Source organism: Fictibacillus sp. 7GRE50 (genome assembly GCF_015903875.1).
GTDB lineage: Bacteria > Bacillota > Bacilli > Bacillales > Fictibacillaceae > Fictibacillus > Fictibacillus phosphorivorans.
In genome coordinates this window covers 17,356-41,695 of sequence record NZ_JACZDW010000011.1, presented here as the reverse complement: position 1 = coordinate 41,695, position 24,340 = coordinate 17,356, and the positions used below count along the sequence as shown (strand labels likewise).

Here is a 24,340-nt window from a genome sequence, read left to right as displayed (position 1 = left end):
GTTAACCCAAAAGAATAGGCTGAATATAAATATTCTTCTCTGTTAGATCGTTCATTTGGTCTCTTTAAAAACAAGTTGATTGAAGTGCAAGGTGCGAGACTCCTGGGGGATCAGCGGGACAGGTGAGACTCTTAACAGCGCAGAGCGCTAAGAGGCTCAACGCACGCCCCCCGGAAAGCGAGCAACCTGTAACGGAAAGCAACCACTTCCAAGAGCAACGAAGTTCTATGAAAATGCCTTTTAAAATCATAACAAAGAATTGCAGGAACGAACACTATTTACATCGTTTGACCGAGCATGTAAAAAAAGTACACAACAAAAACAAACGTGAATACTAAAAATGTTTCTACGATAAAGCTGCTTTTCTTTTTCTTTTGCGCTTGTCTTGATGCAGGTTTTTGCGTCGAATTCCTATGCGCTTGAGGAGTTTTCGCTTTATCGTTAGCGTTCAACAAAAGAACAAGCTCGTTTCTCATCTCTTCTGCATATCGGTATTTTCCGTTCCATGCTTTTTGTAAGATAGGTGCATACGGTTTAAGCATTGGACTGCCTGCAATTTTGGCTTGAAACTGTTTATCAGCATCTCCATTTTTCGTAAATCGGGAAGGATAAGCTAAATTCACCATCACCATGCCAGCTGAAAATAAATCATACGATGGCTCGGCTTTTCTCGTTCCTTTCCCCCAATATCCTCGATCATAGAATTCGGTGTATTCTTTGATCGATCTGTCCATCACCGTTGTTCCTCCGACATCGATCCAGCGAATTCGGTAAGGAGGGCCCGTCACAAGAAGGTTATCTGGCTTTAAGTCACCGAACGCCCATCCCGCTTGATGAAGCGTATGCAGATCCGTAAGCAGCTGTACGAGAAGGATTCCAGCCCATTCCGGAGATTTTGTCTTCATAAAGTCAAAGAGCGTCTCTCCTTTTAAATACTCCATCGCATAAAAAGGGTATGTGGTACTCTGCGTTACCCAGTCATCCACATCGATTAAAGAAGGTCCAAGGACTTTCCCCTGGACCTTAGAAAAACGCTTCAGTACATTTACTTCAGATGTGATCGACATCTGATCATGCCCGATCTTAAGGGCAACCACTCCTCGATCTGAATCAGCTAAATAGACGGCACCTGTTGCTCCATAACCTAAACGGCGCCGAATCCGATATCTGGAGTGATTCCACTTACCGCGTATTTCTTCACCAGCAACTAAGTTACATACCGGACTCGTTCGAATATCCTGGGGCATCATCGGACAAGAATCTCCTTTTTGACGATCGTTTACGACCAAAAGCCGCTATAGCTTCTTTTATAGCTGGACCTGTCGGTGTGATTCCGCCAAGTGATATCTTTGAAAATGTTTTACCAATCGATTCTAGTTTAGAAGACCAACTTAAAAGTTCTTCTGCCTCTGTTCTCTTGCCCGGAAAAACATAGAGTGCAAACTCGTTATCTCCAATTCTCGAGTTCAACGAGATGGACAGATCAAGCAGAGACTCTTGAACCGTTAACATCTTGTCTTCCATGGATCCTGAAGCATCAATCAAAACTAAGATCTCAAGGTTCATGGTCTCTCCCATCTCATCGACAACTTCAATAACTTCTCCTCGTTTGTCTGGAGGGAGGTCTTCCATCGAAGACTGACTTCCAAGTATCTGTTGCAGCTCTGCATTTACAACACCTTTTATCGTTTGAGCCATCGCTTTTTGAGTCACCATCTTAACCGTATGTGCGAGTTGCTTCGTATAAACAACCTGACTGATTCCACCCCCTGCCATGGCGATCTCTTCCACTTCTTTTAGACCTTGTCTATGATACTCAGGTGCATTCTCATTCAGTACGCCAATTACATTCACAGCTATTCCTTGTTCGTTAGCAAGTGCCGCCATTGCGATCGGATCTTCACCTTGGTTCGAGCACCCATCTGTAATAAGCAAAATTTGACGCAGCGTTCCTTTGTTTCGCATAACGCTAACCCCTCTCAAGTACGAATTTTAACTATTACCATCTTCGTCAAGAAAGCGGTGGTTTATACGCAGAGAACCCCGCGAAACATAATCACTAAAGGAAGTCGGATTGTGAATACTGTCTACTTTTACATAAATACTGTCCAGTCTTCCCCATTTACTGTCCACTTGTTGAATTTTACTGTCCACTTTTGCCAAAATACTGTCCACTTACAACAGCAAGGGACTACAAACAAAAAAGACCGTTCTTTTTCACATAAAAGAACGGCCTCTTATTCTCATAAACTATTGAGCTTTCTTCCGATTGATCGCGACTTTCGGATATTGAGGAACAGTTGCCCACTTTGGAATGTTCTTTTCAATCTTCGTCACAGCGACCGTCATGTCATCCTCGATCCCGTTATTCCCTGAACGAATCACTTCTTCCATGATGATATCTGCTATCTCTTGCGGGTCTTCGGTGTCGATCTCTCTGATCTTACGCTTTAGCCAAGCATCGATATTCTCGATATGACGGGGAGCTTCGTAGATTCCGTCACTCATCATAATGAGTATATCTCCCGCTTTTAGCTGTTCATCGACAACGTCTACATCAAAATCTCGAATGATGCCCATCGGAAGGTTGCTTGCTTCGACTGTCTTGATCTGGTCTCCTCGTTTAATAAAACTTGGTGTCGAACCGATCTTTAAGAACTTAGCAGATGCATCTTGCAGATCGATCATCGCAAGGTCTAGTGTTGAGAAGATTTCATCTGTCGTACGTAAGGAGAGCACAGAGTTGACTGACTTAATCGCCACTTCTTCTTCAATACCAGACTGAAGAATTTTTTGCAGAAGCTGCAGCGTTTCATTGCTTTCGATGAACGCTCGTTCTCCGTTACCCATTCCATCTGCAATGGCAACAGCAAACTTTCCAGCACCGATCTCTATCGTCGAATGGCTATCCCCCGAAAGCCATGCCCCGCCTTTAGCTGCTGAAGCAATTCCTGTCTCAACCACATATTCTCGCGCTGAATGAAAGGATAGATGACAGAAGCCAGTCGGATAGTTCGCGCAATCTTCATGCGTCACGAGAATCGTCTCTTCCAAAATGTCAGATAAGATCGGTGCGATCAGCTTCTCAGCGATTCCCGAACCATTGCAAGAAGGAATCGTCATTTCAATATCGACATTAGATGTTTCAAGACTGTAAATATCCACGTGACCTATATCAATTCCAGCTTGAGCAAGAGAGTCTTTGATCTGCTCTTCTTGAATTTGATGGTTTGCTTGTTCACGTTGGATCTCTTTTGCAAAATCACCCATCACTTGTGAAACACCCATCAGTTGATCTGCGACTAACCGACGGCTTTCTTGAACTTGTATCTTCAATTTTTGAGAAGCTCGATATTGCGTTAGTTCTTTTTTCATTAAGTCGGTTATCTTTTCTGGCTTGATACAATGCTTTTCCCATTCTCGCTTTAATTTTCGATCCTTAATATCACTATAATCTTCTTGTTCCACCATGAGCCTTGTCATAAGGTCGTAAGTCGTTGTGAAATTCTGCGCCCAACATTGTTCCTTCTTAAAACAAGTCTGGCACGTTTTCTCTGTAATATTACTTAAGAAAAGATCCACCTCGCGCGTACTATCCTCCTCATTTAAAGAAGAACCGACAGATTGGAACGAATGTGAGAGCGCTTGGAAAAGGCTTGAGAATCGTTCAACGCGACTCGCGGTAACATCGCGAATCTTTTTCAAATATTGCTGTTGATGCATGGAATGTTCTCTTGTACCTGGTACATATTTTGAAATATTGCTGATGGCCGTCTTCGGTGTTAACAAGAAGAGCAGAACAGCAAATCCTGATTCCATCAATGTAGATGTAATCTCAGATCTTCCTTCACCATACAAACCGATCATGACGGTTCCGATGATAAGCCCGAGACTTACACCGAATCGTTTCCCCTCTTTCAAAAGTCCGCCGAGAAGACCAGAAAATGCTAATAAACTCATCTGAGACAAGCTTGCTACTTGAGCGAGGCTCAGGATAAGACCTGTCACGACCCCAACAGTAGAACCGATCGCTGCTCCTCCTACAAAGGCGAACAGCAACACTAAGTAACGCGAAACTACATGCTCTACGGCAACGTCATTGATCTGCCAGCCGATCGTCCCGGTCATGACAGAAGCAAGAAGGATCATCAAGCAGACAATCTCTTCATTTTTTAATGATTGTGGAATCTTTTTATTCGTTAATAGCGGTATGCTTTGAAGAAAGATTAACGTAAGGACTAAGCTTAAGCCTCCTTCAACTAACGCAAGCATCGTATCGACCCGCTCTAATCCTCCTTCACCAAACATGGAGAACACGGTTCGCGTGATTAGTGAAGAACCGAAAACCAATAGGGGAAGACTTTGCATCCGATTCTTTATGAATAGATCTGCTCCTTTTTGAAGGCTTGCATAGACGAGTAATGCACTAATAAAAAACAAAGCGTTCATCGGTTGGTGTGACATCGCTCCTGCCAAAATGGCAAAGACAGCAATGCCTGTCCGCTCTTTTCTCAAAACGAACACACTAGCCGCAAAAGGTAAAGCAAATGGAGACATCTCAGCTAAAATCATAGCTCGTCCTAACAAAAAACCAATTCCAAACAACAGCATTCTCCAGTTAAAAATGCTCTGGTTCAAAATCTGAAGCCATCTCTTACTCGTCTTCGTTACCGCCTGCTGGCTCTTTTCTACCCATACCATTCCTCTAATCGGTTCGAGTACTTCTTGTTCCACCTTTTGCCACATCCCATACACCACCCGTTTCCAATTTGTGTAACCATTATAAACAGGTTTAGAACAAAGATTTTGTCAAAAGAGCAGTTAAGGTTTTAAAAACTTATCGACGGACTTCTCCACTATTTCACGAAAGAAGAGCAAAAGCGGACAACATTTTTACAAAAAGAGAAAAGGAAGTTTCATTTTTGAAGTTATTAAGGAGAATTATGAAGAAAAAAATAAAAGGATAGATGTTTAAAAAATTATTGAAGGGAAGCAAATAACCAAAATAAAAAAGAGCACCCGCTAGCGGATACTCTTGTACGTTTGTATGTAGATGTCAAAATTAAAAATGGTAGCGGCGGAGGGAGTCGAACCCACGACCTCACGGGTATGAACCGTACGCTCTAGCCAGCTGAGCTACACCGCCATTTGTAAAAGACACAAGTAGTATATTACATCTATCCGGGTACTCTGTCAACGGTTCTTTGAAAATTTGTCGAAAAAGTTTTTTGGCTTGTTTTTCAAAAGACTGTTTCGTTAAGCTTTGATGCTTTTGAAGGTAGTTGATTTCCGCTCCAGGTTGCTCGCTTTCCACGGGGCGTGCGGTGAGCCTCCTGCCGCTTTGCGCCATTAGGAGTCTCCACCTGACCGCTCGTCCCGTAGGAGTCTCGCACCTTGCGCTCCAACCAACTTGTCAAAGAAGAGATTTTTAAACATTCGTAAGCAAAAATCTTTGAGAAAAACTGGCTTCGTAAACTTTGTTACTTCTAGAAGCAGAGGTTTCCGTCCCAGGCTACTCTCTTTCCGCAGACAGAATCTTCGCACCTTCCACTACAATCAAACTGTCAAAGGAGACAAAGATTTGAAAACTACAAACTGTTAGAAAAGAGATTTTGTTATTGATCATTGAAAATTGAGGCATCCTGACATAAAGATTAACGACTAACTACCACAAACAAAAAAGCACTCTATTCTTGAAGAATAGAGTGCTAGCCATATATATAGATGAATGAGCATTAAAAATGCAACAATTATCCTCTTCGGCCGCCGCGGCCACCTCTTTTTGATTCAGTACTACGCTTTAAAGTAGTGAGTCGATCTTCACTATCTTTAAGGAATTTGTTCATCTTATCCTCAAAAGACAATGCCGTTGAATGGTTGTTACCGCCTCGGTTAGGACCTTTGCGAGATTTGTTAAATCCGCCTCTTGCAGGAGCTGGTCTACTAGCAGATGCAACATTTTCTTTTGCTTTCTTGATAGATAAACCGATCTTCCCGTCCTTTTCGACGCTCATAACCTTAACTTCGACTTGATCACCAACTTTAAGAAATTCGTTGATGTCCTTTACGTAATTATCCGCAACTTCGCTAATATGCACGAGTCCTGTTGTACCCCCTGGCAGCTCTACAAACGCTCCAAAATGAGTAATCCCAGTAACTTTACCTTGCAACTTGCTGCCTACTTCAATTGACATGCAAAAAATGCTCCTCCTTAAAAAATCTCCTAAGATATCATTACTTATTATACAATCGAAAAAATCTGCGTGTCAATCTACGCTTAATGCTTTATTCTGGAAGTTTAAAGATTGTTTCACCAGGTTTTGACATAAAAAAGTCGCGTCTGGCGATTTCTCCAATGTATTCTTCGTCTTTTAGTTTATTCACTTCATCTTTAAGTTGTGACTTTTCTTCCAAAAGAGCTTTGTATTCGTCACTTAACTCTTGTTGTTCCATCTGTTTTTCATTTAAAAGGGAGAGCTGTTCTGCAATACCCGTAATAATTAAAAAAGCAAAAAAGGAAAATACGATAAAAGCCCCCGTTAAGCGCCTGTATAAACCACGCTTACGCTTAGCGATCACTTGCTCATGACGCTCTTTATTCTGGATGTATTGTGAGTGAATCTCTGTTATTTTTTTCTGGCGCATTTGTTCGCTGTTCCCCTCCTTTACTTCTTTTTTCCCTTCCAATTGCTGACTTTATTCTTCGCAGAAATTAAAAACCCTGCAAATTTTAAATATTTCTCTTTTAAATTATACCATTTTTGCTTTGGTATGAAACGCCATATGAGTCTTCCAACCCACTTAAAAGGAGAAAAAAGAATCATGAATAGTACCATAATAATTTTTCGCAAGATGTTAAGTACATATAAAAGAATTGCGGATATGAGCATAATTAACCATTTTATCGGCATAACGATTAAAGAGTTAAGCAAACGGTATAAAAAACGAAAAAGTGACGCAACCGCTGAGACCATCCACTCAAGTATCTTTTTATAGATTCGTTCAAAGAGCGCTCGGTACGCCGCATATCCACAAATAAGAGCAATAAAAATATAAAATCGAATCTCCGCGTGATTCACATGCAGAAGAACGTAAAAGACCAGCAAAGCCTGTACCAGCCAAAACATCAGATCGTTAAAAAAATGAAGCCAATGCCACTTTCGTTTTTCATGGATGAATCGGCTGTACGTATCGACAGACATCCCGATCCAGATTCCCATGAAAACCATAGAAAGCATAGTTTCAAATTGTACAGTTAAGGTCATTTGAACAGTTTGCCGAAGAAGCCTTTAGTCTTTTCGCCTGTCTGCTGGTCCAGGTAAACGAGGTCGAATACTTTGCCTTCAATATTTACAACACCTGACTCCACATCAAGATTTTTCATCTTCAAGTTTGTCCCGCGGATCGCTAAAAAGCCCATCGTTGTTTCAAGCAAAAACTCTTCATTATCAAAGCTTTCAACTTGCTTAACACCCGTGATCTCTAAATTCTTTCTTCCTATCATTCTTACATCGTGATTTGGTGTGCTCACTTTTTGATTATATCCATTCAGATCATATCGTTGGTCCATACATTCCCCTCCTCTATTCCATACAAATGTATGAGACAAGAGTAGAGAATAGAACAAGCTGTATGGATTGCTGAATGTTTTGGAGCAACCATTAATGTATTTACTAAAAGGTTGTTACCTTTGGGTCTTGTTTCATTCACTTCATTGCAAGTTGACCGGAGTGCAAGGTGCGAGACTCCTGCGGGACAAGCGGTCAGGTGAGACCCTTAAAGGCACAAAGTGGCAAGGGGCTCACCGCCTGCCCCGCGGAAAGCGAGCACCTGGAACGGAAATCAACCACTTCCAAGACCAACAAGGATTGCGAAAACAGCAAAAAGAAAAGAACCTGAAAAAATCAGGTTCTTCACTCAGTCGTTTCGATGCGGTTTTCTTCGAGGACAGTATACATGTTATCCGCGTCCTCTTTTTTTGTCGTATCTTTGAGCTCGTTAATCTTAACTTTTACAAGCTTTTGACCAAAACGGATCGCAAGCTCGTCCCCTACTTTTACATCAGAGGAAGCCTTCGCCTGCAAACCGTTAATGGAGATACGACCTTGATCTGAAATCTCTTTCGCCACGGTTCTCCGTTTGATCAGGCGCGAGACTTTCAGAAATTTATCTAAGCGCATGCTTACTTAACAGCTTCTTTCAGCTTGTTTCCTGCTTTAAATGCCGGAACAGTCGCTGCTGGAATTTGAATTTCTTTACCTGTTTGAGGGTTGCGGCCAGTACGGCTAGAACGCTCACGAGTTTCGAAAGTTCCAAATCCAACAAACTGTACTTTGTCTCCGTCTTTTAGAGCAGAAGTAATTTCATCGATTACGCCATTAACGACTGTTTCTACGTCTTTCTTAGTAAGTCCTGACTTTTCTGAGATATTTGTTACCAATTCATTTTTGTTCATTTTAATTACCTCCTAAGGTTTCTATCAAAGATTTCGCTAGAAACCCCTTATAGTTAAGGGTTTCATGATATTTCTCGAGAAAATATTCTCTATTTTTCACTATAATCCTTCTTTGTTGAAAAAAAAATTATTTTGCCTCGTTCCAAAAACGGTCCATTTCCTCTAAAGTAACGTCCTCAAACGAAAGATCACGCTCCTTAAGTGCCTGCTCGATGTAGTTAAAACGCTTCTTAAACTTACGGTTTGTTTCATTTAGAGCTTCTTCAGGATCAATCTTGTAAAAACGCGCCAAGTTTACGACCGAAAACAACAGATCACCTAATTCTTTTTGTTGTTCGTCACCTTCCGCTTCTTGAAACTCTTTTAATTCTTCTAAGATCTTATCGACTACCGGCTCTACCTCTTTCCAGTCAAAACCGACTTTCGCTGCCTTTTTTTGAAAAAGAAACGCTTTTTGAATAGCTGGAATGCCCTTTGGCACACCGTCTAGTAAGGACTCACGATCTTCTTTCCCTGCTTCTTGTGATTTTATAGCATCCCAATTGGCAACAACTTCGTCTGCATCATCAAGAGAAACATCGCTGAATACATGCGGATGGCGACGAATCATCTTCTCGGTTAACGCCTCAATCACGTCTTCTAAAGCAAAGAAGCCTTCATCCTCACCAATTTGTGCGTGAAGCAGAACTTGAAGCAACACATCGCCTAACTCTTCAGCAAGAGCATCATCGTCTTCTTCGTCAATCGCCTCTAATACTTCATAAGCTTCTTCAATCAAATACTTCTTTAACGTAACATGTGTTTGCTTTTGATCCCACGGACAGCCTCCAGGGCCGCGCAGTCGAGCTATGACACTTTTTAAAAAAGCAAAGTCTCTGTACAGCAGTTCTTCTTCTTTTACTGGAGGAACATAGACAGCTGTTAAGTTATTTAATGTTACAGATTGATCTAGCTCGTATAGAGGGACGCGTTTGATAGACTCCTCTGCGCTGCCTGCTGCGGTGACTACAGTTACTTCATAATCATCTGGATACTTATCCATCAGAGTGAGCTTCACTTCAGAAGCGATAAAGTTATCGTATACTTGCACGATAACAAGATGATGTCTAATCTGAACCTCATCTTTTCTTAAAGAGGTCCCATCAAGAATCTGGCAACCCTCGATCGGGTCGATCTTAAGCGCCGTATACATTTCGTCAAGAAAACTCTTTCCGCCTGCTACCGAAACCTCGATCCCTTTACTTTCACTTTGATGAAGCAGAATCTGAACAGCTTGCTCTGCAACTAACGGGTGACCCGGCACAGCATAAAGGACATGGCCCTCTTCTTCTGCCTTATGGAATAAAGTTTCAGCAATTTCTTCATAAACCGGTTCGAACTGATCGTGTTTTTCGTAGATTTCATCAAACGCTACAAAGTGTTTTTCTTGTTTCATTAATTCTTCGACTGCAGGGTGATGAATGGTACGCACATAAACTTTTTCAGCTGATTCTAACATGCGATAGATGCCAAGTGTCATCTGGTCTAGATCTCCTGCACCTAAACCGATAATCGTAATCTTCTTCGTCATCATGGTCTCCTTTTTTTAAGACGTTTAAACACTTTTTGAATAAAACCAATAGAATGAAAGACTGAATTCCATTCACTTTGAGAAAATAGTTTGAACATAAAGATACATAGGATGTAAATTACTGCACCAATAAATGAAGCACTAATACTAATCAGCATCGCTTGAAACCGAGTGTCAGCCAAGAATAAATAGTTCTCAGCCATATATATCCATGTCCATACACCTGCACCCATCAAGCTTAAAGATATCAATAGTTTGAGTGGTGTTGTTATTCTGCTTCCGTTTAAAAACTTCGTAACGAACTGAAGCTTCAACAGTTGGGCAATCGCTGCAACCATGGTAGCCGATACAGTAGATACTGCCGCCCCCTCCATGCCGAAAGAAGGAATAAGAAGCAAGTTACCCGCAATCTTTATCAATACTGCTATAAGAACGGTGTAGGCCGCAAATCTTCCTTGACCGATCCCTTGTAAAAGTCCTGTTGTCGTATAGATGATCGATACAAAAATAATCGATATACAAAGGATAGCTAGAGCTAATGATCCATTATCATTTTTAAACAGCATAACATTGAGGGGTTTCATAATACAGATCAGCCCTACTGCAGCCGCTCCACCAAAAACGACTGAAATTTTTACAGCCAGTTTTGCAAGAGATCGAATCTCTTTTTGTTTCTTTTCTGAAACGAGAGATGCCATCTCCGGTACGACAGCAAGTGCTAAAGATGCCGCTGCTACTGTTCCTAATTGAAGAAGAGGCTGTCCACGATCAAAAACTCCTTTTAGAAGTTTCGCGTCATAAGCATCCATACCGCTTTCTATCCAGACATTAATGAAAAGAAAGGCATCAACAAGCTGCATTAACGCTAAGATCAGCGCGCTTAATGACAAATAGATGCTCGTCTTCAACAGCTCTGCGGCATATAGGAACCTGAATCTTGCTTCAGTACTAAAAGTACCCGCAGCTCTTTTTTTCCAAAAGTATAAAAGAAACAACCCTGACGCGAGTGCGCCAATGACTGATCCTGAGAGAGCTGCTGCTCCTGTTTCGTAACTCGAATACTCTTTTAATACGAAATAATAAGATAAAAGTAAGATGCCTGAAACTCTAATGGTCTGTTCGATCAACTGCGAAACAGCAGTCAGTTGCATATCGCCAAGCCCTTGATATGCCCCCCTAAAAAATGCGGAAAGTGGAATGAACAGAAATAGAACGGAGATTACCTTGATCGGCAGCTCAAGATGCCGATCCCCCATCCACCCTGCCATAAACGGTGCCGCGAAAAATAAGAATACGAACGACAATAAACCTAACATCACAGAAGTCCATGCTGCTGTTTTGATTAAATGATCATCGTTGTTCTTCTCTGAAATGATCATTTTTGATAAAGCCATTGGAAATCCTGTAAACGCAATAGCAACCGCAATCGCATAAAACGGATAAGCTTGCTGAAACACATAAAAACCAAAATCACCAGTCATGTTCTGATAAGGGATTCGATAAACGACGCTAAGTAACTTTACGATAATGGCAGCTGCAGTAAGCAGCAAAGCCCCTTCCCATACGGAATATTTCTTTGATTTCATGAAGTACCTCAAAATTTATAGCATTTATATTTCCCGGGACGACAATTGTCGACACATTCTGTTTTGGGTGAACATAATTTCAAGGTATTATACCATAGTCCGTGTATATCGCTCTGCGATATGAGATACACCACAGGTACGTAAAGAGAGCACATCATTAGGAAGACAACTCGTTCCAACAGCGCAAAAAAAAGAAAGAGCAGAATCGCTCTTTCTTATTGCTCCATCTGTCTTGCTAAAAATCCAGCTGCAGTTTCAGCAAGTTTTTGCTCTAGTTCTGTAAGCTTCTTGCCTTCTTTTCCAATCATAACGACTGCTCCGATCGGGTCTCCACCTGCGATGATCGGCGCGATAACATGGGATGTGTTTTCTTTGATCCCATCGATTAGTTCAGCATCAGCTCCGTTGGATTCAACCAAAGTTTTTCTGTCACTCATGGATGCTTCCACTACTTTACCGATGCTTTTATTATGATAATCTTTCTTGGATCCGCCAGCTACCGCAATGTATGTATCACGGTCAGCAATTAACACGACATGACCTGTACTGTCTGCAAGGCTCTCTGCATATTCTTTTGCAAAATCACCAAGCTCATTGATTGGAGAATATTTTTTTAAGATAACCTCTCCATCTCTGTCTACAAAAATCTCAAGCGGGTCTCCCTCACGAATCCGAAGTGTTCTGCGGATTTCCTTTGGGATAACAACGCGCCCGAGGTCATCAATACGTCGAACGATACCAGTTGCTTTCATATAAATAAATGCCCTCTCTTTCGGAAGATGATGAATCATTGATGCAACAACAAAATGGTTCCTTCACTGAAAGAATGTTCCATTTTCTAGGTTTATTATTTGTTACATCTCCTGTTCTATTCACGAATGAGAGGGTTATTATTTTTTAAGGTGTATTTGTTGTCTTTTCTTTCCTCGCATGCTTCATTTCTTTTAGGAAAAGATCAATCTGCTTCAACAGATCCAAGTCCTTCACCCGTTTGCGGTTAATGATAACTCTCATCAAGTTACCCTGCATCCCGAGATTTACATGTCGCCCTATCTTATTGGCGATCTCGAACATCTTTCCTCCATCAACCAATGAAGTCGTCTTTTCATTTAGAATCATGTTGACTGTATCCTGCTTCTGTTCGATCGACTTGATGCCTTCTCGTTTAGCACGGAGTTTAATGCCCGCCACTAAGAGCAGACATTCGACTTCTACAGGATAATCGCCGAAACGGTCGATAAATTCCTCTTGCAAGTCGGAAATATCTTTTAAAGCTTTCGCAGCACGTACGTGTTTGTACATCTCGATCTTTTGCTTTTCGTCACCGATATAATTAGTTGGAATATAAGCATCCACCTCAATATTGAGATCAACATCTTCTTCCACTTCTTTGGGCTTGTTGCCTTTTCTTTCTTGAATCGCTTCTTCAAGCATCTGGGAGTACAGATCGAAACCTACCGAATCGATGAATCCATGTTGCTGTGCACCTAGAAGATTACCAGCACCACGAATAGAAAGATCTCGCATCGCGATTTTAAAACCTGATCCTAACTCGGTAAATTCTTTGATCGCCTGCAGACGTTTTTCAGCGACTTCTGTTAACACTTTATCCCGTTGATAGGTAAAGTACGCATAAGCAACACGATTAGAACGCCCTACACGTCCTCTTAACTGATAGAGCTGTGAGAGACCCATCTTATCCGCATCGTACACAATTAATGTATTTACGTTAGGAATGTCTACACCCGTTTCAATGATCGTTGTAGATACTAACACATCATAGTTTCCTTCTAGGAACTCTAACATGACACTCTCCAGCTCATTCTCAGACATCTGACCGTGAGCATAAGCAACACGGCAATCAGGAACAAGCATCGAGATTTGCTCAGCCATTCGTTCGATCGAATCTACACGGTTGTATAAGAAATACACTTGACCACCGCGACCCATCTCTCGCTCGATCGCTTCTCGAACAAGAGAACCATTATAGTCCATCACATACGTCTGAACCGGGAAACGATTCTCAGGCGGTGTTTCAATGACAGATAGATCCCGAACACCTAGCATCGACATGTGGAGTGTACGCGGTATAGGTGTTGCCGTTAACGTAAGCACATCCACGTTTGATTTTAGCGTTTTAATCTTTTCTTTATGTGTAACTCCAAAACGCTGCTCCTCGTCAATGATGAGCAAGCCTAGATCTTTATATTGAACATCTTTAGAAAGCAGGCGGTGTGTGCCGATCGCTATATCGACCGTGCCTGCTTTTAATCCTTTAAGCACTTCATTCTGCTCTTTTTTGGATCGAAAACGGCTTAAACTGCCAATGGTAATCGGAAACTCGGAAAAACGCTCACGAAACGTTTCAAAGTGCTGCTGAGCTAAAATGGTAGTAGGAACAAGGAACGCCACTTGCTTGCCGTCCATGATCGCTTTAAACGCAGCACGGATGGCCACTTCCGTTTTTCCGTAACCTACATCTCCACAAAGCAGCCGATCCATCGGACGGATGCTTTCCATGTCTTTTTTGATCTCTTCGATAGCACGAAGCTGATCGTCCGTTTCTTGATAAGGAAAGCTTCCCTCAAACTCACTCTGTTCTGCACCATCTTCTGCAAAAGCATATCCTCTACTTGCTTCACGCTCTGCATAAAGCTTGATCAGATCATCTGCAATATCTTGAACAGAAGACTTAACCCTGCTCTTCACTTTCTTCCAATCACTACCGCCTAGAGAATATATCTTAGGTTCTTTGCCTTCAGATCCTACATATTTTTGAACTTGATCGATCTGCTCAACCGGTACATAAAGGTTATCATTGCCGGAATATTTAATATGCAGGTAATCTTTATGAACCCCTTTAATCTCAAGCGTTTCAATCCCTAAATACTTACCGATCCCGTGATTCACGTGAACGACGTAATCGCCTACTTTTAATTCTGAGTAGCTCTTGATCCGCTCTGCGTTCGTCATCTTCTGTTTTCTTGCAGGACGCTTCGCCTTTTTCGTAAATACTTCTTCTTCTGTGATAACAACAAGCTTTTGCTTTACAGATTCAAATCCACTTCCAAGATCTCCAAGTAAGATCTGACTCGTCTTCGGCTGAATGTTTTGATCTGGCCCCATGATACCTGCGTCCATCTCATAATCCGCAAGTACGCGTTCAAGCCGGTTCGCCCGCTCTTTGTTCATCGCTATAAAAACGATCGCAAATCCGAGTTTCTTCCACCGGTCCATCTCACCTTTTAAAACGTTCATCTGACCGTGGAAATTCTGCATGCTCTTACATTCAACGTTCAAAATATTTTGAGGCTGTGTGTGAGGCACATGCCTTAAGAACAGCGATAGATAAATAATAGGAAATGCTTTTTTATCACCTAGCAAGCCATTCGTATCTGGCGAAATCGTAAGGTCCTGAACAAGCTCCCCATGCTCAAGAAGTGCCGTCTGCCATTCTGCTTCTTCTTTATCCAACTGCTGACTTGTTTCTTGTATTCGGCCGATCTCATCCATAACCACTAAACTATCAGGAGATATGTATTGCAAGAGGCTCGCAGGTTCATCGTAAAAGAGCGATGCGTATTTATACATGCTTTGAAACTGCTGCTTCTCACGCAATCTTCCTGTTTCATAGCTAATATTTTCAACGAGTGTTTCTTTAAGTGCATCATCTTTAATATTTTTTAAAGTAGATGCCAGCTTCGCATCAATGCGGTCTGCTGCGTTTTTATAATGTTCATCAAAAAGAATAAGTTCTTCAGCTGGTGCAATAGAAATTGTTTTTACCTTATCCTGCGAACGCTGTGTTTCTGCTTCAAAATATCGAATAGAATCGATCTCTGTATCAAAGAGCTCGATCCGAACAGGATTTTTTTCTGTAAGCGGGTAAATATCGATGATCCCCCCGCGAACGCTAAACTCACCAGGTGTTTGGACCATCGATGACCGTTCATAACCCATCGCAACTAGTTTCTTTAATATTTCATCCGAATCGATATCTTCCCCTATCTGAAAAGAAAGACCTGCTTTTTCCCATACCTCAACTGGTGGCAAGTATCTCCTTAATCCTGCGACAGGTGTAATGATGACACCTTTAAAAGATCGACTCAGTTGATTTAAAGCCTCGATTCTTTGGCTTTTTAATTCAGGACTCGATATGGCCATCTCAGATGAGATCAGATCATTTACAGGATATAAATAAACTTCATCTTCAGATAAAAGAGAAGTTAGATCTTCATATAGTTTTTGGGCTTGAAACAGATTATGGGTTACGATGAGTTGAGGTTTTCCTGTATTTTCGTGAAGACTGCTGATGAGCATCGTCCTGGCAGAGCCCGAAAGACCAGCGACGAGTTGCTCTTTCAGCCCCCCATTAATGCCATCCATTATGGATTTAAGGTCCTCTCCCTGACTAAAATATTTCTTCAATCCAAGCATTTCTTACTCCCCCTCTCACAAGAGCTAGTCATTGGTTCTATTGCTTTGAAAGTGGTTGATCTCCGTTCCAGGATGCTCGCTTTCCGGGGGGCGTGCGGTGAGCCTCTTAGCGCTATGCGCTATTAAGTGTCTCGCCTGTCACGCTGATCCCCCAGGAGTCTCGCACCTTGCACTCCAATCAACTTTGCTATGATGAAGCACAATCTAAAGCATAGAATCTATTTTGTATCAGCATTTTAAACAGAAAAAGGCTTTGGCCCGCTTAGATAGGCTGTGGCCAAAGCATTACTTATTGAATAAAGGATTTCAGCGTATGATACTCCGGATTACGTTCTAGCGTATCCTGACAATCCTCACATGTCGTTGTTACTTCTATATCTCCATTCTCTTTATAGGAGAGTAATTCCTGCCGTTCTTCGTTACTTAATGTTTCAAATCCAAGCTGTGCCGCATTAACAGTATGATGGTCTATTGAGCCAACATGTGTTTTACAATGCCTGCACCGGTAATGAATAGCCATGCACAGTCCCCTTTCGGTTAGCATTATACTAACCATTATGAGCGGAACATGTGTAATCTATTCTTTAGCCGTTAAACTTATTCATAACTTTATCAAACGATGTGTCTAAAAAAGCTTCACAAGCTTTCACAGATCGGTCGATACCCTGTTCGATATCTACGAGTTCCTCTTTAGAAAAACGGTTTAATACAAAATCAGGAACTGGCTGTTGATTCGTCGGGCGTCCGATACCAAATCGGATCCTTTTGAATTCTTGGGTGCCAAGGTGAGCGATCATAGATTTAATACCGTTATGCCCACCCGCACTTCCCTTTGTACGAAGTCTTAATTTTCCTGGTACAGTATCAAGGTCATCGTACACGACGATCATGTCTTCTAAAGGGATCTGAAAATAATCCATGAAAGGCCCTATACATTCTCCAGATAAATTCATATACGTTAGTGGTTTTAACAAGAATACTTTTTCTCCTCCAACCACACCGGTTCCGTAAATTCCTTTAAATTTGGTTTGCTGCATGGGGATATTTAAGGAGTCTGATAATGTATCGATCACTTCAAAACCTATATTATGCCGGGTGCCATCAAAACGAGATCCTGGATTCCCGAGCCCAATAAACAATTTCACTCTATGTTCACCTTACCTTCAATTGTCTTATAAACATTATACACAATTGGGATAACAGAATAAAAACGCAGCGGCCGCTGCGTTTTTATATTCATTTATTCTATTCGACTTACTTTTCTTCTTCTTGACTGTCATCAGCAACAGATTCAGAGGATTCTGGAGCATCTCCTTCAGCATCCGCTTCTTCTGTTTCTTCATCCGTTTCTTCGTCCTGAAGTTTTGGAGGTGTTACACTCGCAATCACTTCGTCTTCTTCATGAAGAATTTCGTATTTCTTACCTGAAGGCAAATCCTTAACAGATAAGGAGTCACCAATATTTAAATCGTCTACAGAAGCTTCCAATTGTTCTGGGAAATCAGCAGGTAGTGCTTTAACATTTACAGTTGCAAGCACACGCTGAAGAACTCCGCCTTCTTTAACACCAACAGATTCACCTGTTAAAACAACCGGCACCTCTGCTTCTGTTTCTTTATTTAAGTCAATTGCTAGGAAGTCTACGTGCGTAACAGAATTTTTCAAAGGATGAACTTGCATATCCTGTACCATGACAGAATAATTCTTTCCATCTACTTTTAATTTAAGTACGCCATTCTTACCAACTTCTCTGTAAGCTTTAATAAATTCTGGCTCATCAACAGATAGAGCTACAGCTTTAGTCCCATAACCATATAAGTTTGCTGGGAAATGCCCTTTACTTCTTAATTCCGTTAAAATCGAACGTTTGTCTGTATTTCTTTTTTCGACTGTTAGATTCGTTGCCATAATGAGATCCACCTTTCCTATTTCGAGTCTCTTTAAAGCATTACCCGAACTGAAAGATTTTAAAACGTGAAGTTAGAAATCGATTTAGCAAGCACTTCTTAAGCGAAAGTTGATTAGTGTTTTACTGGTTGCTCTTGAAAGTCGTTGATTTCCGTTTCAGGATGCTCGCTTTCCGGGGGGCGTGCGGTGAGCCTCTTAGCGCTATGCGCTGTTAAGAGTCTCACCTGTCCCGCTGATCCCCCAGGAGTCTCGCACCTTCCACTTCAATCAACTTTTCAAAGATGAGAGTGAAAAAATCTCATATGCAACGATCTCTATAGAAGAGCTTTATAAGATCTTAATCAAACAATTTAGATACAGATAGTTGCTCGTGAACGCGAATGATTGCTTCTCCTAATAAAGGAGCTACAGAAAGCTGTGTTACTTTATCGATCTTCTTCTCTTCAGGAAGAACGATCGTGTTTGTAACAACTAGCTCTTTAATAGAAGAGTTTTGGATACGATCCATTGCAGGGCCTGAAAGAACAGGGTGCGTACAGCATGCATAAACTTCTTTCGCGCCGTTTTCTACAAGTGCATTAGCTGCTAGAGTGATCGTTCCAGCCGTATCAATAATATCATCGATTAAGATCGCTGTTTTTCCTTCAATGTTACCAACGATGTTCATAACTTCAGATACGTTCGGGCGAGGGCGACGCTTATCAATAATAGCGATTGGTGCTTTTAAGCGATCAGCCATCTTTCTTGCTCTAGTAACTCCGCCATGATCAGGCGATACAATAACGATATCATCTAATTCTTTGTTTGCAAAATAATTTGCTAAGATCGGCACACCAAGTAATTGATCAACCGGGATGTCGAAGAAGCCTTGAATTTGAGTCGCATGAAGATCGATTGCAATAACACGTGTTGCACCAGCCGTTTCAAGCAGGTTAGCTACAAGTTTAGCTGTGATCGGCTCACGGGCACGAGCTTTACGGTCTTGGCGTGCATAACCATAGTAAGGCATTACTACGTTAATTGTTTTTGCAGATGCACGCTTTAAAGCATCAATCATGATTAACAGTTCCATCAAGTGTTGGTTAACCGGGTCACTCGTTGATTGAATAACGTAAACTTCACAACCACGAATACTTTCCTCAATGTTAATCTGAATTTCCCCGTCACTAAACTTGGTTACTGAACTTTCTCCAAGCTCAATTCCAATGTGCTGAGCAATCTCCTTTGATAATTCCTTGTTAGAATTTAACGTAAAAACTTTCAATGTAGGATCTACATACGTACTCATTGATGGCTCCATCCTTCCCCACTCTTAAAATTATTGGTTTTGCTTTTCGTTTAACTTTTGAACGTAGTTTTCTTTTACAGTTTGACGCGATCTTGCAATGGATAATGACTCTGCAGGAACATCGTTTGTGATTGTTGAGCCTGCTGCAACATAAGCATTTTTGCCAACGGTAACTGGAGCAACTAAGTTAGAGTTACAACCAATAAACGCCCCATCTTCTACTTTTGTTAAGAACTTATTCTTACCATCGTAATTCACTGTGATAGATCCGCAGCCTAAGTTTACATCTTTTCCGATCTCAGCATCACCGATATAGCTAAGATGAGACGCTTTACTTCCTGTACTCATCACAGATTTTTTTATTTCTACAAAGTTTCCGATCTTTACTTTGTTCTCAAGTACGGACTTCGGACGGATGTGAGCAAATGGACCGATAGCTGTCAGATCTCCAACTTCACTATCGTGAATAACAGATTGACGAATCGTGTTTCCATTTCCAATAACACTATCTTTGATCTCTGATTGAGGACCGATAATGTTTTCTTCGCCTATTTTCGTTTGTCCTAAGATTACAGTCCCAGGATAGATGACCGTATCACTACCGATTACCGCGTCATCTGAAATATAGGTTTGATCAGGGTCGATCAAAGTAACACCATTTCTCATGTGGCGTTCGTTGATTCGTTTCTTCATATAACGTTCAGCTTGCGATAATGCCACTCGATCATTTACACCAAGTGTTTCATTGAAATCTGATGTTTGATAAGCAGCTACTACTTCGCCTGCATTTTTTAAGATCTCTATAACATCTGGCAAATAATATTCACCTTGTACATTTTCGTTGTTCACTTGTTTAAGCGCATCAAATAACGCTTTATTATCAAAGCAGTAAGTTCCTGTATTGATCTCAGTTACTTTACGCTCTTCTTCTGAAGCATCTTTGTGCTCGACATTGCGTTCTACAGTTCCTTCGCTGTTACGGATAATACGTCCGTATCCAGTAGGGTCTTCCGCCTTAGCTGTTAGAATCGTTGCTTTTGCACCAAGAGACTCATGTTCAGCAATCAGCTTTTCCATTGTTTCCGAAGTAATAAGAGGTGTATCACCACAAACAACAAGTGTGATTCCTTCTTTGTTTGCTAGGGCGTCTTCCGCCTGCATAACAGCATGTGCTGTACCAAGCTGCTCTTCTTGAAGCACGTACTGAACGTCAGAGCCTAGTTGATCCTGAACTTTTTCAGCACCATGTCCGACAACAGCCACCAACTGTTTCATTTGAAGAGAGTTGATCTGATCAACAACATGTTGAACCATCGGTTTCCCACAAACAGGATGTAACACTTTATATAACTTGGATTTCATCCTTGTTCCTTGACCCGCAGCAAGAATGACCGCATAGCGATTTGTCATTGTGAACCTCCATCCATTTTCCTATATCTTTAATAATTCTTAACATACCATTACGAATATATCTTAAACCCGTATTCATTTCAAGAAGTGACGCGGGATTGTCAATGGTTTGATAAATTTTATTTAAAAAAGAGGTGATTTTTATGAATGTAAGGGGTATATATAGGAAGGTTCTTTCTTATGAGGAAAAAAAGAGCAAATAAAAAGAACCTAATCATTCTGACCAGGCTCTAAATTCTTATTGAGATATTAAGAAGCTCCTGCTTCTTCTAAAGCAGACTCCATCTCTCCCATACGGTGATATTCTGTTAACACCGCGTTTTGGATCTTCTCACGTGTACTAGACGTGATCGGATGCGCGATATCACGGAACTCTCCATCTGGTGTTCGTTTGCTTGGCATAGCTACGAACATTCCATTATTGCCATCAATTACCCTAATATCATGAATGACAAATTCATGATCGATTGTAATGGAGGCAATCGCTTTCATACGGCCTTCTGTATTTACACGGCGTAATCTTACGTCAGTCACTTCCACTTACAAACACCACCTTTTTCCAAAATAAGAACGTAATACTACAATTCTGCAGCTTTTTACAAAATCCTTCTTGGAATAATAAAAATTTTTAAAAAATTTGTGATGCCCCATCTAGTCTAGTGTTTTGAAGTTCATATAGAGTATTTTATTACCTTTTAAATGGTGTTAATTAGGTTACAGCGAAAATGGCTTGTAGAAATAGAAGCAAGATCCCTTTTTGCTCAATGATCACCCATTTAGAGTTCAATGATTATTTTTTGTATGAAAAGAACCCATTCCCAGAGTGAAATGGGCAGGAAAAAATTTCAAGAGAAAAAATAGATGAATTTCAGCTATTTTAAATTGTTCAAAATCGGCACTCCCTATACCTAATAGGGTGTTTAGCAAGGTGATTCAAGAAATATTAAACTTAATTCTAGAAATTTTGAAGATAATACAGCGATATTTTCATATATTCCGGCGAGTTTACAGATTTCCACAACTAAAAGGCATCCCTATACCCTCAAGCCATTAAAGAGCGGTGGTCTCCTAGTTGCTACATAAAGGGACCTATTAAAAAAAGGTAAAAAAATAAGCCCCAGAGGGACTTATTTTGTAAGTGCGATTACTTCGATTTCTACTTTTGCATCTTTAGGGAGACACGCAACTTCTACGCAAGATCGTGCTGGCTTATGCTCGCTAAAGTATTGACCATATACTTCATTAATATCAGCAAACTCGTTCATGTCGCTAATAAAAACCGTTGCTTTCACGACTTGATCAAGAGAAGATCCCGCTTCTTTCAAGACCGCTTGCAGGTTTTGAAACACTTGATGGGTCTGTTTCTTCACATCTCCGTCGATCATGACGCCTTCTTTCGTAAGAGGAATCTGACCTGAACTGAAGAATAAGTTGTCGATTATAATCCCCTGAGAATAAGGGCCGATTGCTGCCGGTGCTTCTTCTGTATGAATTTTTTTCATCACGCTTGACCTCCGTTTAGAAAGTAGTTACCTTTTTCCACTTCGATGCGATTTTCCTTTTCGTTCACTTGTGCAAGTCGTGCAATGGAAACATAATCATCTACAAGTCGTTCTGAAACCTCTTGCGCCTCAACGAGTACACCGATTCCTTCAATGTGCGCCTGAAACTCTTCGATCAAGCTGATCATTCCCTTGATCGTTCCGCCCGCTTTCATAAAGTCATCGATGATGAGTACACGTGAGCCCTGTTTGATGCTTCTTCTCGCCAGAGCCATCGTCTGGATGCGTTTTGTTGAACCCGAAACATAGTTGATACTTACGGTAGATCCTTCTGTTACCCTGCTGTTGCTTCGAACAACGACTACAGGAACGTTCAAATGTGTCGCTACTGCGTAAGCAAGTGGAATCCCTTTTGTAGCAATCGTCATGACGACATCTATTTTTCGTGAAGAGAATGCAGATGCGAACAGCCTGCCGATCTGGTTCACCAATCTTGGGTTTCCGATGATATCTGTTACGTACAAATATCCTCCAGGTAAGATACGGCTCGGATCTTCGAGCAACTCAACGAGTTCTTTAACTGTTTCTTCAGCTTCTGCTTGGTCTATGCCTGGAATATATTTAACACCGCCGGCCGCACCAGGGACCGTTTGAACATGTCCTAAACCGTGTTGCTCAAAGTGTTCTTTAATAATAGCAAGATCTTCACTTATAGATGATTTAGCCGATTCGTACCGTTCTACGAAATAAGACAAAGGGATGAGTTGGTGGGGATGGTGAAGAAGGTAACCTGTTAAATCTACCATTCTTCCGCTTCTTTTTAATTTCATATTATCCTCCAAAACCGAATGTTTGAAGATAATATACCATTTTTATACGGATTTTATCAATCATTCCCCTAATAAACGAACAGCATAAACTTCATGACAGAAACCTCTTAAACCGTTGTACACTCTTTGGAGGCGAGATTCGTGCTGAAACAGCCCAAATACAGTCGGTCCGCTTCCACTCATAAGAACAGCGTCTGCCCCGAGTCGCATCATCTGTTCTTTAATATGTTTAACTTCCGGATACATCTTGAGCGTAACCGATTCTAGAACATTTCCTAAAAGGCTGCAGATCTTATCATAATCTTTCTCTTCAATGGCTTTAACCATCCCTTCCACATCAGGATGTTTGATTCCTTGAAGTTTTAAGTTACGATACACTTCACCTGTTGAGACTCCGATCGGCGGCTTAGCTAAAAGCACCCAACATGGCGGTGGCGAGGAGATGTGATGAATCTTTTCACCTCTACCTGTCGCTAATGCAGTTCCTCCGTACACGCAAAAAGAAACATCTGAACCTATCTTCGCACCAAGCTCAGCCATTTCATCTAGTGACAGACCTAGTCCCCAAAGTTCATTGAGCCCTTTTAAAGTAGCCGCTGCATCACTGCTTCCACCAGCTAAGCCAGCTGCAACAGGGATGTGCTTTGATATATGTATATAGACACCTTTTGAAATGTTAAATGTTTTCTTTAAAAGCAATGCTGCCTGAAACGCAAGATTGCGTTCATCGAGTGGAACAAACCCACCTGAACTTTCAATTTTAATTTCATCTGCCTCTAATAAAGTGAGTTCGATCCGGTCAGCTAGATCTACCGTTGTCATTACCATAGCCACTTCATGAAATCCGTCTTCTCTTTTACGCAAAGCATCAAGAGAGAGATTAATTTTTGCTGGAGCTTTAATGGATACTTTATTAATTGTCATCATTATCCCTGCCTACCATCTTGCACAATTTTGATATTTTTAATAGTAACACAGTATGTGGAATGAAATATAGAAAAAATCAAACCATCTCTGTAGAGGAAAACCGGAGACACAATGGCCTCCGGTTGTAACTACCGCATATTTATCTGTTTTCGTTGTTATAGCGTTGTTCAGCAATTTCTAAAGCGCGTTTAACCATGTTTCCTGCGTCTTTAGAGCGGATTCCGCCCCAGCCTTCGCGCTGGACCGTATCGTAAAAACCAAGTTCTTTTGCGATTTCTGTCTTTAAACCTTCAGACATCATTCCGTTTTTTCTTCGTCCCATAAGAAAACCCCTTTCATATGCGATACATCATAGTATCTCCAAAAGGGGTTTTATCTTACGTGATGATGCTGATTATATGTATTTATTATGCCGATCACAACCAGC

The 24,340-nt window shown here is 41.2% G+C and carries 23 protein-coding genes and 1 tRNA gene; all 24 read right to left on the bottom strand.

Going from position 1 to position 24,340, the window contains the following annotated elements:
* Positions 1–278 precede the first annotated feature (278 nt).
* Positions 279–1,250, bottom strand: a complete 972-nt coding sequence (locus IHV12_RS21730) for a serine/threonine protein kinase (protein WP_197134445.1) — start codon at positions 1,248–1,250, stop codon at positions 279–281.
* Positions 1,213–1,965 carry a vWA domain-containing protein gene (locus IHV12_RS21725; protein WP_197134447.1) on the bottom strand — a complete coding sequence of 251 codons (753 nt, stop codon included), beginning with the start codon at positions 1,963–1,965 and terminating at the stop codon, positions 1,213–1,215. Before IHV12_RS21725 ends, IHV12_RS21730 begins: the two co-directional genes overlap by 38 nt.
* 285 nt (positions 1,966–2,250) lie before the next feature.
* Positions 2,251–4,746 carry a stage II sporulation protein E gene (gene spoIIE, locus IHV12_RS21720; RefSeq protein ID WP_197134449.1) on the bottom strand — a complete coding sequence of 832 codons (2,496 nt, stop codon included), beginning with the start codon at positions 4,744–4,746 and terminating at the stop codon, positions 2,251–2,253.
* Positions 4,747–5,069: 323 nt separating this feature from the next.
* Positions 5,070–5,146 (bottom strand) — tRNA-Met (locus tag IHV12_RS21715).
* A 604-nt stretch (positions 5,147–5,750) separates the two neighbouring features.
* Positions 5,751–6,194, bottom strand: coding sequence for a S1 domain-containing RNA-binding protein (locus IHV12_RS21710; RefSeq protein ID WP_066390538.1), 444 nt, complete (start codon positions 6,192–6,194; stop codon positions 5,751–5,753).
* Positions 6,195–6,285: 91 nt separating this feature from the next.
* Positions 6,286–6,645, bottom strand: coding sequence for an FtsB family cell division protein (locus IHV12_RS21705; protein WP_197134451.1), 360 nt, complete (start codon positions 6,643–6,645; stop codon positions 6,286–6,288).
* Positions 6,646–6,665: 20 nt separating this feature from the next.
* On the bottom strand, positions 6,666–7,265 hold the full coding sequence (yabQ, locus tag IHV12_RS21700; protein WP_197134453.1) for a spore cortex biosynthesis protein YabQ: 600 nt from the start codon (positions 7,263–7,265) through the stop codon (positions 6,666–6,668).
* Positions 7,262–7,570, bottom strand: coding sequence for a sporulation protein YabP (gene yabP, locus IHV12_RS21695; protein ID WP_066390532.1), 309 nt, complete (start codon positions 7,568–7,570; stop codon positions 7,262–7,264). The genes yabQ and yabP overlap by 4 nt, the downstream gene beginning before the upstream one ends.
* Positions 7,571–7,913: 343 nt before the next feature.
* On the bottom strand, positions 7,914–8,180 hold the full coding sequence (locus IHV12_RS21690; RefSeq protein ID WP_066390530.1) for an RNA-binding S4 domain-containing protein: 267 nt from the start codon (positions 8,178–8,180) through the stop codon (positions 7,914–7,916).
* 2 nt (positions 8,181–8,182) lie between these two features.
* A complete protein-coding gene (locus tag IHV12_RS21685; protein ID WP_066238167.1) occupies positions 8,183–8,455 on the bottom strand; it encodes an HU family DNA-binding protein in 273 nt (90 codons plus the stop codon).
* Between the two features lie 127 nt (positions 8,456–8,582).
* Positions 8,583–10,025 (bottom strand): nucleoside triphosphate pyrophosphohydrolase, encoded by a 1,443-nt coding sequence (gene mazG, locus IHV12_RS21680; protein ID WP_197192210.1) that lies wholly within the window; start codon positions 10,023–10,025, stop codon positions 8,583–8,585.
* Entirely contained in the window at positions 10,025–11,611 is a 1,587-nt protein-coding gene (locus tag IHV12_RS21675; RefSeq protein WP_197192203.1) for a putative polysaccharide biosynthesis protein, read from the bottom strand. Before IHV12_RS21675 ends, mazG begins: the two co-directional genes overlap by 1 nt.
* 215 nt (positions 11,612–11,826) lie before the next feature.
* Positions 11,827–12,363 (bottom strand): stage V sporulation protein T, encoded by a 537-nt coding sequence (gene spoVT / locus IHV12_RS21670; RefSeq protein WP_197134462.1) that lies wholly within the window; start codon positions 12,361–12,363, stop codon positions 11,827–11,829.
* A gap of 145 nt (positions 12,364–12,508) precedes the next feature.
* Positions 12,509–16,048, bottom strand: coding sequence for a transcription-repair coupling factor (gene mfd / locus IHV12_RS21665; protein ID WP_197192202.1), 3,540 nt, complete (start codon positions 16,046–16,048; stop codon positions 12,509–12,511).
* A 289-nt stretch (positions 16,049–16,337) separates the two neighbouring features.
* Positions 16,338–16,568: an anti-sigma-F factor Fin family protein gene (locus IHV12_RS21660; RefSeq protein ID WP_191755355.1), complete on the bottom strand. Its 231-nt coding sequence runs from the start codon at positions 16,566–16,568 to the stop codon at positions 16,338–16,340.
* A gap of 64 nt (positions 16,569–16,632) precedes the next feature.
* On the bottom strand, positions 16,633–17,193 hold the full coding sequence (gene pth, locus IHV12_RS21655) for an aminoacyl-tRNA hydrolase (protein WP_197134466.1): 561 nt from the start codon (positions 17,191–17,193) through the stop codon (positions 16,633–16,635).
* Positions 17,194–17,302: 109 nt separating this feature from the next.
* Positions 17,303–17,956, bottom strand: a complete 654-nt coding sequence (locus tag IHV12_RS21650) for a 50S ribosomal protein L25/general stress protein Ctc (RefSeq protein WP_197192201.1) — start codon at positions 17,954–17,956, stop codon at positions 17,303–17,305.
* Positions 17,957–18,293: 337 nt separating this feature from the next.
* Complete coding sequence (locus tag IHV12_RS21645; protein ID WP_066390512.1) at positions 18,294–19,244, bottom strand: ribose-phosphate diphosphokinase; 951 nt, start codon at positions 19,242–19,244, stop codon at positions 18,294–18,296.
* 30 nt (positions 19,245–19,274) lie between these two features.
* Positions 19,275–20,654, bottom strand: a complete 1,380-nt coding sequence (gene glmU / locus IHV12_RS21640; RefSeq protein ID WP_197192200.1) for a bifunctional UDP-N-acetylglucosamine diphosphorylase/glucosamine-1-phosphate N-acetyltransferase GlmU — start codon at positions 20,652–20,654, stop codon at positions 19,275–19,277.
* Positions 20,655–20,903: 249 nt separating this feature from the next.
* Positions 20,904–21,194 carry a septation regulator SpoVG gene (gene spoVG / locus IHV12_RS21635; protein ID WP_066238133.1) on the bottom strand — a complete coding sequence of 97 codons (291 nt, stop codon included), beginning with the start codon at positions 21,192–21,194 and terminating at the stop codon, positions 20,904–20,906.
* 587 nt (positions 21,195–21,781) lie between these two features.
* Entirely contained in the window at positions 21,782–22,156 is a 375-nt protein-coding gene (locus IHV12_RS21630) for a RidA family protein (protein WP_197192199.1), read from the bottom strand.
* Positions 22,156–22,986, bottom strand: a complete 831-nt coding sequence (purR, locus tag IHV12_RS21625) for a pur operon repressor (protein WP_144704810.1) — start codon at positions 22,984–22,986, stop codon at positions 22,156–22,158. The genes IHV12_RS21630 and purR overlap by 1 nt, the downstream gene beginning before the upstream one ends.
* Before the next feature lie 60 nt (positions 22,987–23,046).
* On the bottom strand, positions 23,047–23,910 hold the full coding sequence (ispE, locus tag IHV12_RS21620; RefSeq protein WP_197134536.1) for a 4-(cytidine 5'-diphospho)-2-C-methyl-D-erythritol kinase: 864 nt from the start codon (positions 23,908–23,910) through the stop codon (positions 23,047–23,049).
* A 142-nt stretch (positions 23,911–24,052) separates the two neighbouring features.
* Positions 24,053–24,235, bottom strand: a complete 183-nt coding sequence (locus IHV12_RS21615; protein ID WP_197134475.1) for a small, acid-soluble spore protein, alpha/beta type — start codon at positions 24,233–24,235, stop codon at positions 24,053–24,055.
* Between the last annotated feature and the right edge of the window lie 105 nt (positions 24,236–24,340).

Bases quoted from the DNA above. Each gene is read 5' to 3' on its own strand.
- IHV12_RS21730 (WP_197134445.1), bottom strand. From the start codon at position 1,250: ATGATGCCCCAGGATATTCGAACGAGTCCGGTATGTAACTTAGTTGCT.
- IHV12_RS21725 (WP_197134447.1), bottom strand. From the start codon at position 1,965: ATGCGAAACAAAGGAACGCTGCGTCAAATTTTGCTTATTACAGATGGG.
- spoIIE (WP_197134449.1), bottom strand. From the start codon at position 4,746: ATGTGGCAAAAGGTGGAACAAGAAGTACTCGAACCGATTAGAGGAATG.
- IHV12_RS21710 (WP_066390538.1), bottom strand. From the start codon at position 6,194: ATGTCAATTGAAGTAGGCAGCAAGTTGCAAGGTAAAGTTACTGGGATT.
- IHV12_RS21705 (WP_197134451.1), bottom strand. From the start codon at position 6,645: ATGCGCCAGAAAAAAATAACAGAGATTCACTCACAATACATCCAGAAT.
- yabQ (WP_197134453.1), bottom strand. From the start codon at position 7,265: ATGACCTTAACTGTACAATTTGAAACTATGCTTTCTATGGTTTTCATG.
- yabP (WP_066390532.1), bottom strand. From the start codon at position 7,570: ATGGACCAACGATATGATCTGAATGGATATAATCAAAAAGTGAGCACA.
- IHV12_RS21690 (WP_066390530.1), bottom strand. From the start codon at position 8,180: ATGCGCTTAGATAAATTTCTGAAAGTCTCGCGCCTGATCAAACGGAGA.
- IHV12_RS21685 (WP_066238167.1), bottom strand. From the start codon at position 8,455: ATGAACAAAAATGAATTGGTAACAAATATCTCAGAAAAGTCAGGACTT.
- mazG (WP_197192210.1), bottom strand. From the start codon at position 10,025: ATGACGAAGAAGATTACGATTATCGGTTTAGGTGCAGGAGATCTAGAC.
- IHV12_RS21675 (WP_197192203.1), bottom strand. From the start codon at position 11,611: ATGAAATCAAAGAAATATTCCGTATGGGAAGGGGCTTTGCTGCTTACT.
- spoVT (WP_197134462.1), bottom strand. From the start codon at position 12,363: ATGAAAGCAACTGGTATCGTTCGACGTATTGATGACCTCGGGCGCGTT.
- mfd (WP_197192202.1), bottom strand. From the start codon at position 16,048: ATGCTTGGATTGAAGAAATATTTTAGTCAGGGAGAGGACCTTAAATCC.
- IHV12_RS21660 (WP_191755355.1), bottom strand. From the start codon at position 16,568: ATGGCTATTCATTACCGGTGCAGGCATTGTAAAACACATGTTGGCTCA.
- IHV12_RS21650 (WP_197192201.1), bottom strand. From the start codon at position 17,956: ATGGCAACGAATCTAACAGTCGAAAAAAGAAATACAGACAAACGTTCG.
- IHV12_RS21645 (WP_066390512.1), bottom strand. From the start codon at position 19,244: ATGAGTACGTATGTAGATCCTACATTGAAAGTTTTTACGTTAAATTCT.
- glmU (WP_197192200.1), bottom strand. From the start codon at position 20,654: ATGACAAATCGCTATGCGGTCATTCTTGCTGCGGGTCAAGGAACAAGG.
- IHV12_RS21630 (WP_197192199.1), bottom strand. From the start codon at position 22,156: ATGAAAAAAATTCATACAGAAGAAGCACCGGCAGCAATCGGCCCTTAT.
- purR (WP_144704810.1), bottom strand. From the start codon at position 22,986: ATGAAATTAAAAAGAAGCGGAAGAATGGTAGATTTAACAGGTTACCTT.
- ispE (WP_197134536.1), bottom strand. From the start codon at position 23,910: ATGACAATTAATAAAGTATCCATTAAAGCTCCAGCAAAAATTAATCTC.
- IHV12_RS21615 (WP_197134475.1), bottom strand. From the start codon at position 24,235: ATGGGACGAAGAAAAAACGGAATGATGTCTGAAGGTTTAAAGACAGAA.